This window comes from Bradyrhizobium genosp. L (genome assembly GCF_015624485.1).
In the GTDB taxonomy this organism is placed as follows: Bacteria; Pseudomonadota; Alphaproteobacteria; order Rhizobiales; family Xanthobacteraceae; genus Bradyrhizobium.
This window is the reverse complement of record NZ_CP061378.1, coordinates 4,778,879-4,790,776: the sequence shown is the minus strand read 5'-3', so window position 1 is coordinate 4,790,776 and position 11,898 is coordinate 4,778,879. Positions and strand designations below refer to the sequence as shown.

At 61.6% G+C, this 11,898-nt stretch carries 9 protein-coding genes; 5 read left to right on the top strand and 4 right to left on the bottom strand.

The annotated features are described in order from the left end of the window. The first annotated feature begins 553 nt into the window (after positions 1 to 553). Complete coding sequence (locus IC762_RS22820; RefSeq protein WP_195784466.1) at positions 554 to 2,563, top strand: SPFH domain-containing protein; 2,010 nt, start codon at positions 554 to 556, stop codon at positions 2,561 to 2,563. 45 nt (positions 2,564 to 2,608) lie between these two features. Here IC762_RS22820 and IC762_RS22815 read toward each other — a convergent pair whose 3' ends face one another. Then, the gene (locus IC762_RS22815) at positions 2,609 to 4,219 is read right to left on the bottom strand and encodes an ABC transporter substrate-binding protein (RefSeq protein WP_195784465.1); all 1,611 of its coding nucleotides are present in this window, start codon (positions 4,217 to 4,219) and stop codon (positions 2,609 to 2,611) included. A 251-nt stretch (positions 4,220 to 4,470) separates the two neighbouring features. Between IC762_RS22815 and IC762_RS22810 the strand changes: the two genes are divergently transcribed. From IC762_RS22810 to IC762_RS22800, 3 genes are read left to right on the top strand one after another with little or no spacing between them, the layout of a single operon-like run. Further along, entirely contained in the window at positions 4,471 to 5,331 is an 861-nt protein-coding gene (locus IC762_RS22810; RefSeq protein WP_195790243.1) for an FAD binding domain-containing protein, read from the top strand. 4 nt (positions 5,332 to 5,335) lie between these two features. Further along, positions 5,336 to 5,818, top strand: coding sequence for a (2Fe-2S)-binding protein (locus tag IC762_RS22805; protein WP_195784464.1), 483 nt, complete (start codon positions 5,336 to 5,338; stop codon positions 5,816 to 5,818). Further along, complete coding sequence (locus IC762_RS22800) at positions 5,815 to 8,073, top strand: xanthine dehydrogenase family protein molybdopterin-binding subunit (protein WP_195784463.1); 2,259 nt, start codon at positions 5,815 to 5,817, stop codon at positions 8,071 to 8,073. The genes IC762_RS22805 and IC762_RS22800 overlap by 4 nt, the downstream gene beginning before the upstream one ends. Before the next feature lie 99 nt (positions 8,074 to 8,172). On the opposite strand, the gene IC762_RS22795 is transcribed toward IC762_RS22800, so the two are convergent. From IC762_RS22795 to IC762_RS35680, 3 genes are all read right to left on the bottom strand, one after another. Next, positions 8,173 to 10,038, bottom strand: a complete 1,866-nt coding sequence (locus IC762_RS22795) for a DUF6119 family protein (RefSeq protein WP_195784462.1) — start codon at positions 10,036 to 10,038, stop codon at positions 8,173 to 8,175. A gap of 182 nt (positions 10,039 to 10,220) precedes the next feature. Further along, positions 10,221 to 10,373 carry a hypothetical protein gene (locus IC762_RS35685; protein ID WP_349629726.1) on the bottom strand — a complete coding sequence of 51 codons (153 nt, stop codon included), beginning with the start codon at positions 10,371 to 10,373 and terminating at the stop codon, positions 10,221 to 10,223. Between the two features lie 19 nt (positions 10,374 to 10,392). After that, positions 10,393 to 10,839, bottom strand: coding sequence for a hypothetical protein (locus tag IC762_RS35680; protein ID WP_349629725.1), 447 nt, complete (start codon positions 10,837 to 10,839; stop codon positions 10,393 to 10,395). A gap of 401 nt (positions 10,840 to 11,240) precedes the next feature. On the opposite strand from IC762_RS35680, the gene IC762_RS22785 reads away from it, so the two are divergent. After that, entirely contained in the window at positions 11,241 to 11,849 is a 609-nt protein-coding gene (locus IC762_RS22785) for a hypothetical protein (RefSeq protein ID WP_195784461.1), read from the top strand. Positions 11,850 to 11,898: the final 49 nt, after the last annotated feature.

The following is an 11,898-nucleotide window of genomic DNA, read 5'->3' as shown; positions in this document are numbered from 1 at the left end:
GCGCATGCCGGTTCTCGCGACGCGCCGGTTCAGCAAGCCGACTCCATAGCATCAGCGCGCGGAAGCCGTCCTGCGATGTCGTAGGGCGTTTTGCCCGAAGGCGCGTGGACATACGCCCGGTGATCAGCGAGTCGCGTTGTTGTACGGCGCGCCGCACCCCGGGGATGACGGCGACGGATCTTGGCGCGCGGCCTCTCCACGCCGTCGTCCTGGCGAAAGCCGGGCTTTCGCCAGGACGACGCTGAGTATTGGTGACGCTTGCGGGTGATACACTCACATTCTCTCAGAGGCGGGACTTTATGAGCCCACGCCAAGTTCGCACACGAGCCACTGAACGTGTTGCGAATGACGCGCAGTTGCAGTGTCGTCTTCTCGCAGATCGATGTCGCGCGATTCGTGCTGCGGTTCATCCCGTCATCAAAAAAAGATTGCCGGGGCAAACCATGTCCACCGCCTTGCGCCGCCACTGCCGCTCACCACATTCGCGCTCCGCAATTTTGGGATGTCGGTTTGGCTTCCCAGACCGCCCAGTTGCGAATTGTGGAGATGGACTATGGACTTCCTTGGTTTTCTTAATGGCTTGGGTTTAACCCAATATGCCATTTGGATCGCAGTCGCGGTCGCATGTGTGATCCTGCTGCGGATATCGAACGTATTTCGCTACATTCCGAACAATCAGGTCGGCATCGTCGAGAAGCTGTGGACCACGAAGGGCTCGATCGACGGCGGCTTCATCGCGCTGAACGGCGAGGCCGGCTACGAGCCTGAAGTGCTGCGCGGCGGCCTGCATGTGATGTTCCCCTTCATGTACCGCATCCACCGCTCGGATCTCGTCACCGTCGGCCAGGGCAAGATCGCCTATGTGTTCGCGCGCGACGGCGCGCCGCTCGGCTCCTCGCAGGTGCTCGGCGCCAACGACACCGAAGACAAGTCCGACTTCCAGGACGTGCGGCGCTTCCTGCTTGGCGGCGGCCAGCAGGGTCCGCAGCGCAAGGTGCTGCGTGAAGGCACCTATGCGATCAACACCACGCAGTTCGCCGTCATCACCGACGACCGCGTCTATGGCCACGCGCTGAGTGCCCAGGAGAGCAGCGTGATCGAGAACATGCAGCTCACGATCGCCGAACGCTGGGGCTTTGCGCCGGTGGTGCTGGCCGCCGACCATGACCTGGTCGGCATCGTCACCGTGCATGACGGCCCGTCGCTGCCTCCCGGCGAAATCATCGCGCCGGAGGTCGGCATCGACCTGCGCGATGAGGCGACGTTCCACAACAACTTCCAGGAGCCGGAGAAATTCCTGGCCGGCGGCGGCTATCGCGGCCGCCAGCTCCAGGTCATCGTCGAAGGCACCTGGTACATCAACCGCCTGTTTGCGACCGTCGAGGCGGTGCCGAAGACCGTGATCCCGGTCGGTAACGTCGGCGTCGTGATCTTCTACACCGGCCCGCGCACCGATGACGTCTCGGGCGAGCAGTATCGCCATGGCGAGCTCGTGCTCAACGGCAGCCGCGGCGTCTGGAAGGATCCGCTGCTGCCCGGCAAATACGCGTTCAACACCTATGCCGGCAAGATCGAGGTGATCCCGACCGTCAACTTCATCCTGAAATGGGTGCGCGGCGAGGTCGGCGCGATGAAGCTCGACGAGAACCTGTCGGAGATCTCGCTGATCACCAAGGACGCGTTCGAGCCGACTTTGCCGCTCTCGGTGGTGATGCATATCGACTACAAGAAGGCGCCGATGATCATCCAGCGCTTCGGCGACGTGAAGAAGCTGGTCGAGCAGACGCTCGACCCGATGGTCTCTGCGTTCTTCAAGAACATCGCGCAGAAGATGACGCTGATCGAGCTGCTGCAGAACCGCGCCGCGGTCCAGGCCGAGGCGGCGAGTGAAATGAAGTCGAAGTTCGAGGGCTATTCGCTCGACCTTCAGGAGGTGCTGATCGGCACGCCGCGGGCGGCCGCCAACGACCACACCATCGAGAACATCCTGATCCAGCTCCGCTCGCGCCAGGTCGCGCGCGAGCAGATCGAAACCTATCAGGAGCAGGAGAAGGCCGCGGTGCAGGAGCGCGCGCTGAACGAGGCCAAGGCGACGGCCGCGGCGCAGACCGCGCTGACGCAATCGTTGATCCAGGTCAAGGTCAACGAGAACGAAGGTGCCGCAGCGCTGGCGCGCGCGCAGAAGGACGCCGAGACCCGCAAGGTCACGGCGGCCGCGGTCGGCGAGCAGTCGCGGCTGGAAGGCCAGGGCGAGGCCGACCGCGTGCTCGCGGTCGGTGCCGCCAATGCGCAGGCGACCAAGCTGGCCGTCGACGCCTACGGCGGGCCGGAGTTCCGCCTCGCCGAGCAGAACTTCGCCAAGTTCGCGGACGCGCTGACCCGGATCAACCAGCCGCTGGTGCCGCAATTCCTGATGTCCGGCACGCAGGGGCAGGAGGGCAGCAATGCCGGTCTGATCCCGACCGCGATGCTGAGCTCGATGTTCGGACAGATGATGCCCGGCGCGCTGGAGAAGCTGAAGGACGAGGCGCCGAAGGCCGCGCGCCGGACCAACGGCCAGTAAGCTGCAATCGACAACGTCATCGGCGGCGCTTTGCGCCGCCGATTTTTATTCGCTCTTGTCCACGTTCCAGAACACCGGCGGTGCCGGGCCCTCCAGCACGCCGGTGAGCGATTTGCGCCAGGCGCTTGGCGAGCGGAACTGGCCGAGTGGGATGAAGATCACCTGCTCGTAGGCTTCCTTCTGGATCTCGATTGCGAGCTTCTTCTGCTCGTCGGGTGAGGTCGAGCGCGCAAAGGCGTCGCGCAAGGCTTCGAGCTTTTCGTCCTCCGGCCAGCCGAACCAGGCGCGCTTGCCGTTGGCAACCACCTGGTTGTTGGCGATCGGGTTCATCACCTCGGTTGCACCCGTGAAGGTGAAGAACATGTTCCAGCCGCCTTCCTTGGTCGGCTTCATGAGGGAGCGGCGGCTGACCAGGGTCTGCCAGTCGGTGGTCTGCGCGTCGACGGTGAAGCCGGCCTCGCGCAAGCGCTGGGCCACCACGATCGGCGGCGATTTCAGCACCGCGTTGTCGGCAGGAATCATGATGACGACGGGCGTGCCGTCATAGCCCGATTCCGCCAGCGCTTTCTTGGCGGCGTCCAGGCCGTTGCCCTTGATCAGCGTCTCCGCGCCGACGTCGCTGGCGAGCGGCGAATTGCAGGCGAAAGCGGCGCCGCAGATCTCGTAATATTTGGGGTTGCCGACGGTGGCGTCGAGCACGTCCTTCTGGTTCAGCGCCAGGAACGCGGCGCGGCGGACTTTCGGATTGTCGAACGGCGGGAGCAGGAAGTTCATCCGGCCCTCGATCTGGAAGCCGAACTTGTTCAGCACGGCGACGGTCAGGTCAGAATTGGCTTCGAGCGGCGGCAGCAGGTCGATCGGCGGCAGCTCCATGAAATCGATGTCGCCGGATTGCAGCGCGTTGATCGCGGTCTGCGCGTCGGGCATCGTGATCCATTCGACCCGGTCGACCTTGGCGACCTTGCCGCCCGAGGTCCATTCCGGCTTCTCCTTGCGCGGCAGATAGTCGGCGTTCTTCTCGTAGACCGCCTTGACGCCGGGCTGGAATTCGCTCGTGGCGAACTTGAACGGGCCGGAGCCGATCTGCTCGGTGATCTGCTTGCCCGGCGGCGTCTCGGCCATCCGCTTCGGCATCATGAACGCGACATAGGAGGAGGGCTTTGCGATCGACTCCAGCACCAGGCCGTACGGCTCCTTGAGCTTGAGCACGATGGTCTTCGGTCCGGATGCTTCCAGCGTCGCGGTGAACTCGGCGAGCTTCTGCGCCATGCCGTCGATCGCGCTCCAGCGCTTCAGCGAGGCGACGCAGTCCCCCGCGGTCACGGGCGCGCCGTCATGCCACTTCAACCCGTCGCGCAGCGTGAAGGTGTAGGTCAGTTTGTCGTCCGAGACGGTCCAGTCCGCCATCTGCGGGTGGACCTTGAAGGCGGCATCGATCCCGAGCAGCGTGTCATAGACCATGTAGCCGTGGTCGCGGGTGATGTAGGCCGTCGTGATGCCGGGGTCGATGATACGGAGGTCGGAATGCATCACCGCGGTGATGGTCTTGCCCTTGCTCGCGGCCGCGGCGCGCGATGAGAACGTGGCCGGCATCGTGATCGCCGGCGGCGCAGCGGCGGCAAGCTTGAGGAGCGTTCTGCGCGAAACATGGGGCATTCGCTGTCTCCCGATCTGACCGGCACATGCTTCACCAATCCGCCGCGCAAGGCAAGCAACGGCATCTGCCGACCCGGCTGCAACCGGCCCGCGCAAGCGCCCATCCTGCATAGGAGCCCGCGCTTTACACCGCACCTCGGAGGCTGTTCGGACCGCGCCCGGCCGTGTACTCTTGTGGCCTGCCGGCCAGAGATAAGGCCCCATCAAGGGAACAAGCAGCCGAGGGAGTCCAAAAGACCGACATGACCGATATCCGATACGTAGCTCCGCGCTCGCTTGATGAAGCGATTGGCGCATTCGCTGCCGCCGGAAGTGCCGCCCGCATTATGGCAGGCGGCACCGATCTATTGGTGCAAATGCGCTCCGGCCTGGTGCGGCCGGGACTAATCGTCGACATCAAGAAGATCGGCGAGATGACCGAGATCACCGAGACCGCCGACGGCGGTTTTCGCATCGGCGCCGCCGCCTCCGGCATGGCGTTGTTGGAGCATCCGCGCTTCGGCAAGGCGTGGCCGGGCGTGCTCGAGGCCGTCAACCTGATCGGCTCCAAGCAGGTGCAGGGCCGCGCCTCGGCCGGCGGCAATCTCTGCAACGGCTCGCCCGCCGGCGACAGCGTGCCGGCGATGATCGCGGCTGGCGCCGTCGTCACCGTGCAGGGCCCGAACGGCCGCCGTGAGCTCAAGGTCGAGGACGTGCCGGCCGGACCCGGTCGCACCAACCTGAAGCCGGGCGAGATCCTGGTCAGCTTCACCTTGCCGCCGCGGCCTGCGGGCTCCGCCGATGCCTATTTGCGGATGATCCCGCGCACCGAGATGGATATCGCGGTGGTCGGCCTCGGCGTCAGCCTGACCTTGAAGGACGGTGTCTGCACCGCAGCCCGTGTCGGCCTCGGCGCGGTGGCGCCGGTTGCGTTGCTGGTTGAGCCTGCGGCGCAGGCGTTGATCGGCTCGAAGCTGGATGATGCCGCGCTGGAAGCCGCGGCCGGAGCCTGCCGCGCTGCCTGCCGTCCGATCGACGACAAGCGCGGCACCATCGCCTATCGCACCAAAACCGCCGGCGTGCTGCTCAAGCGCACCGCCGCGATCGCCGCCCAGCGCGCGGGAGGACGTTAGCACCATGCCGAAACTCCACGTCACCACCTCGGTCAACGGCGAGCCGGTCGAATTCCTCTGCGAACCCTACGAAACCATGCTCGACGCGCTGCGCGGGCAACTCGGCCTCACCGGCTCCAAGGAGGGCTGCTCGTCCGGCGATTGCGGCGCCTGCTCGATCACGCTCGACGGCCGTCTCGTCTGCTCCTGCCTGATGCTCGCGGCCGAGGCCGAGGGGCATGAGATCAGGACCATCGAGGGCCTGGCCCAAGGCGACCGGCTGCATCCGTTGCAGCAGAAATTCCTCGAGCATGCCGCGCTCCAATGCGGCATCTGCACCTCGGGCATGATCGTCGCCTCCGAGGCGCTGCTCGCGAAGAATGCGAACCCGACCGAAGAGGAAGTCCGCTTCTGGCTCGCCGGCAATCTGTGCCGGTGCACCGGTTACGACAAGATTGTTCGCGCGGTGATGGAGACCGCCGCCGAGATGCGGGAGACTGCACGATGAACGTCGTCAACAACAAATGGATCGGCCAGCGCACCATTCGGCCCGATGGCGTCGACAAGGTGACGGGCCGCGCGGCGTTCGCCGCCGACACCACGATGCCCGGCATGATCTGGGGCAAGGTGCTGCGCAGCCCGCATCCGCATGCACGCATCAGGTCGATCGACACCGCCAAGGCCGAGGCGCTGCCCGGCGTGAAGGCGGTGGTCACCGCGCGCGACATCGTCGACTTCACGATTGCGAAGGGCGCGGTGATGCTCGGCATCCAGGACATGCGCTGGATGTGCCGCAACGTGATGGCGCGCGAGAAGGCGCTGTTCCCCGGCCATCCCGTGGCGGCGGTGGCGGCGACATCGGAAGCGATCGCGGCGGAAGCCTGCAAGCTGATCGAGGTCGACTACGAGGTATTGCCCTGGGCGATCGAGATCGACGACGCGCTGAAAGCCGACGCGTCGATCCTGCATGAATGGAGCAAGTTCGACGGCAGGCCCTCCAACATCATGGGCCGGATCGAGTCCAAGAAGGGCGACATCGCGCAAGGCTTCAAGGACGCCGAGATCGTAATCGAGCGCTCCTTCACCACGCGCCCGGTGCACCAGGGCTATATCGAGCCGCATGCCTGCCTGATCTCGGTCGCCGCCGACGGCAAGACCACGATCTGGTCGTCGAGCCAGGGCCAGTTCATGGTCCGCGCCATGACATCGATGCTGACAGGCATTCCGCAGAGCGACATCCGCGCCATCCCCGCCGAGATCGGCGGCGGCTTTGGCGGCAAGACCATCGTCTATCTCGAACCGCTCGCGACCATGCTGGCGAAAAAATCCGGCCGCCCGGTGAAGATGGTGATGACGCGCGAGGAGGTGATGCGCGCGACCGGTCCGACCTCCGGCTCGAAGAGCACGGTGAAGATCGGCGCCAAGAAGGACGGCACCATCGTCGCCGCGCACGGCAGCTTCTATCTGCAGGCCGGCGCCTTTCCGGGCTCACCGATCCGCGGCGCGGTCGGCTGCAGCTTTGCGCCGTACGACATTCCGCACGTGCTGTCGGAAGGCTTTGACGTCTGCTCCAACCGCTCCAAGGTCGCGGCCTATCGCGCCCCCGGTGCGCCGATCGGCGCCTATGCCGTGGAATGCGTGATCGACGAGCTCGCCGAGGCGCTGAAGATCGACCCGCTCGAGCTGCGGCTGAAGAACGCGGCGAAGGAGGGCACCAAGGCAGCGCACGGCCCGGTGTTTCCGCGCATCGGCTACATCGAGACGCTGGAGGCGGCGAAGAACCATCCGCATTATGCCGCGCCGCTCGGCAAGCTGCAGGGCAGGGGCGTCGCCTCAGGCTTCTGGTTCAACGCCGGCGGCGAATCCTCGGCGCAGGTCAACATCACCGAGGACGGCAATGTCGTCGTCACCACCGGTCATCCCGACATTGGCGGCTCGCGCGCCGGCATCGCGAATATCTGCGCCGAGTTGCTCGGCATCGACTACAAGCGCATCTCGGTGATCATCGGCGACACCCAGACCGTCGGCTTCTCCAACCTCACCGGCGGCAGCCGCGTGCTGTTCGCCTCCTCGATGGTGGTGACGCAGGCCGCCGACAAGGTGATCGCGACCTTGCGCGAGCGCGCCGCCAAAATCTGGGAGATCGACCCTGAAGCCGTGAAGTGGGAAGACGGCGCCGCGCATCCGGTGAGCCCGAATGCCGGCCAGTTCGAGCCGCTGACCCTGGCTCAGCTTGCCGAGAAGGCGCCCTCGCAGGGCGGCCCGATCGGCGCCAGCGTGCAGCTCAACACCCAGGGCGCGGAAGGCGGCTTCGGCACGCATATCTGCGACGTCGAGGTCGATGTCGAGCTCGGCATCGTGCGCGTCGTCAGATACACGGCGGTGCAGGATGTCGGCCGTGCCGTCCATCCAAGCTATGTCGAGGGCCAGCTGCAAGGCGGCGTCGCCCAAGGCATCGGCTGGGCGTTGAACGAGGAGTACATCTACAACAAGGATGGCAAGGTCGATAATCCCGGCTTCCTCGACTACCGCATGCCGGTTTGCTCCGACCTGCCGATGCTCGACTGCGCGCTGGTCGAGGTGCCGAACCCGAAGCACCCGCAGGGCGTGAAGGGTGTCGGCGAAGTGCCGCTGGTGCCTGTGATGGCCGCGGTCGCCAATGCCGTGCACGACGCGCTCGGCAAGCGGTTCTACAGCCTGCCGATGTCGCCGCCGAAAGTGTCGGCGGAGCTGGATGCGCCCGTGCGAGAGGCGGCAGAGTAGATTACTTCGACAATGTAGCTCAGATGAGCGAAGTCACATTCAGGGAGGCTGGTCCGCATCCTGCTACGCTAGTGCGGACTGCTAGCTTGCTCTGCTTCGCTAAGGAACGGGCACGAACGGCCAATTGTGATGGCTCCTCAGACTGCCATCCTCCGATCGAGAAACTGACAATCTGAAACGCGTCCCAATTGGACTGTGCCTAACTGCTTTGGGGCACCCTTTTATAGAGGCAGTTGGATCATATCCGTTCTGGCCTTGGATAGGACGAACCTCAACCTTCCCTCCTGCCGCCTCAAAGACTTCCACTAGAACTTGTACATGCTTCGGATGACCTTCCTTCTTCGCGCTTGCATCTTGGACATAGATTAGCGCTGTATGCACTTTCATTAAATCGAGCTGCTGCATATTCCGCATAAGGCTGATTTTTGAAAATAGCGGCAAGTTCCGCGATTTTTGTGCTGGGTCCTTATGCGTGATGATGGCGAATATGACTTTGAAATCGAAGCTATTTAAGGGAGAGATATAGATCGCCTCGTCATTTCCGGCTAGTTTCTCCACCACTAAGGTTCTCATCTTTTCCTGTGATGACGGCTCAAGTTGAATCAGCTGAACGGAATTGACGCCTTGATTGAACAAGTGGCTTAGTTGCGAAGACCTCGTAGAAATCTTGATGTGATACAACACGCCGCGATGTCTACCAGGTGTAAATGTATCCTCCTCGACAGAATAGAGGTCGCACGGCTCGATCGTGGTGTTTCCTGACGGGCTAATGTCGGTCTGATCAAGGCAAATGTATCGGTCACTCCACATAGAAACCGCTGCGTTGTAGTTTTCTTCGCTGTAGACGGCTTTTCCGTCTTTTGTATCGTCATGATCGTAGGGACAGAGTTCGCTCTCAGCGCATTTGCCATCAATATAGGTGTTCAACCTCTCGACGTAGCTTTTCTCGACCTTGTACCAACTCCCCTCACAAAGATGATAGATCGCATCGTCTCGTTCTGTTTCAAAAATAAGTGCTCTATGCAGTCCAAAGGATTTACTTGGATTGCCCTCGACATCCGTTAGCAACAAGCGGTATCGCTTCAGGCGATCGATCGTAAGGTTGTCGAGGTCGAAGTCGGCGCCCAAGAATTCGTAGAAGTGTTCGATCGAGATGTCCGGAAAAATCTCGCTCGCTGCTCCAGTTCCCGCAAACATGCAGCACGTGTTGTCGCGATAATCTACTATGTCAGGAATTGTTAGGGTCACGCGGCCATCTCGTCCACGGAGCGATTCCAGCAACAAGCCGTCGAGAACTGTGATGTGTACGGGGTCCCTTACCGGAGCAATATTTTGGATGTTAGGGAAAGCGTCTTTGTAGTCGTCTTTCCCATACAACTCTAACAGAGTCTCGCAAATCGTCGGCAGTTCGTTCGCCTCGAGCTTGAGGTTCACCTTGAGTGCCGATGACCCCGTCGCGTTCTTAAACAGCTCCGCATACTCAGACTTTACTTTGCCAGTTAGACTACGAATGATCTCGCTGTTGCCGTCGAAATCGAGATATGTGAGTTCTGTGGACACAGGAACTTGGGTTCGCTTCCGACGCGCCGCCCCGGGCTCAACCATGTCCGCGCTCTTCAACTCTTTTGGGTCAAGGCTGTTGAGAGTGACGCGCAAGCCAAAATCATACTCATAGCAAGTGTCGTCTAGATGGTGGAAGACCTGTCCGAATGACAATGCAAAGAAGCGATTCGTCACCGGCAGAAAGACGATGGCGCCCTTGTGCTCTTGTAAGAGTTCTTCTTGCACATCGAAATAGCCCTTCCACCACGGCGGTGTTGGTGTTGCGTCCAAGATGAAGAGACGAGCGTTAGGTGGCAAGGACTCCGCTTCAGCCGGTTGGAGTCCGTGATCATTTCTCAGAGAATTTGTTGCATCGCGGCCCGGCTTAAGTAGGTATATCGAAAACGGACGAGACTTTGTCATTGACAGCCCCAAAAGCTATCAGTTTAGCAATGCTGGACATGCACGCAATACGCGAATTGCAAATTGTAACCTAAAGGATAAGTCTAACGAAGCTGCGAGCAAGTAACTTCGGCACTGGCCTTTACAGAATAGACGCCCGGAAATCCCGTAACTCTACGGTGTCTGCGCCCTGACGCTCACGCTCACCGCAAATTCTTCTCCACCTGCCGAAACACCGTCTCGCACGTCATCAGATCGAGATGCCCGCCGCCAGCGTTCTTGAAGAACGTGATATCGTCCGCCGACAGGCGGCCCGCGACCTTGCCGCTGGCGAGATCGTAGTGGTCGCCGAGCACGTCGTTCCCGGTAATCGCGTCACGGGCAATCGGCTGTAAAATGTCGCCGACGCCGTCGAAGGCGGATTCGCGGCGGTCGACGAAGATGCGGGCGCGCCGCCTCGTCGTCGGCCTCTCGGGTCTCCGGGGTGAAGCCGCCGACCAGATCGAGCGGGGTGCCGGGCCGCAAATTCGCGCCCTTGACCAGCGGCTCGCGCGAGCGGGCGCAGGTGGTGATGATGTCGGCTTCGCGGCTGGCGGCGTCGAGATCGGTAACGGCTTCGGCGGCGATGCCGTCGCTCTCCAGCAGCGTGGCGAGCACCACGGCACGTTCCACCGTTCGATTCCAGATTTGCACGCGGCGCAGCGAGGGCCGCACCGTGCGGTGGCCGCGCACCAGCCAGTGTGCCATCTCGCCGGCGTCGACGACCAGCAGCGTCTCGTGCCAGGTGCTTGGCGCCGAGCGCCGCCGCGAGTAGTGCTTCAACTCTCACAGCGGGCCGGAGCTTTCGTTCGCACGTTGATGCACTCTCGCTGAGAAATCGTTTGGGCGTATTCACCATCGTTTCTCATCAGGCAGAATGATCCGATCGACCTAGTTTGCGGGCGATGCCGTAGGCATTTTGCGAGGAGTCCCTGTTTCAGAGACTAGGCTAGCCACTTGACCTTAAGGCTTGCACAAGAATAGCATGCTGCGTTCAATCATAGGTTTAGTAGCATGGATCAATCTGTCCCAGCCAGCGGTCTCGTGGCAGTTGCGCTACTTCTTTTTGCAATCGTTGTCCTACTGGCGCTGGTGATTGTAATCGTCTCGTTCTGCGTTGAAATCTATCAGAAGGTCCGGAAACGGATATCCCAACGAGGCAATGGTCGCGAGGCGTGACGACAATGGCTGACTGTAAAGGTCTTCCTATTGACGCTCTCGTAACCGCAGCCGTACAAACCAACCATGTGATCATCGGTGGTGCCGTCTTATGCGGCACAATTGTTGGTCTGCGAGTCGTCAATCGCGACGAGTTGAAGGTTTGGGATATTCCCTTGAAGATCTCCTACTTTCCATTGCTTGCCGTAGCCCTCACAGTAGCTCATGCCTATTGTGGAGGTCTCATTCAACTAAGGGTGGATCAGTTGTTGGCCTTGCATGATGCCGATCTGAAGCGATGTGCATGGCAGACGTTAACCACCAATGGCCCTCTAATTTTTCAGGGAATGGAACCTCGTGTGTTGATTCGTTCGCTGCAGGTTCCTGTAATCGGATCACTCAACGTCTATACCTTTGTGCAAACTGACTACACGACAAAATTATTGTTCCTCATGGCTGCTTCGGTGATTGCAGGCATAGTGGCGTCCTCCGTTGATTTTGATGTTGCAAATCGGGGACGTTGGCACGCTTGGCGAAAGCTACTCTTGATATTCATTTTTGCGGTCGCGGTGGGACTGGCGAACTGGACGATCGGAAGTGCGTGGGCCATCGCGGTTTCGAGACTCATGGCATAAGTTGAGTTATTCGAAAGGCTCCGCTCCAAAACTACAACACGCCGCGATC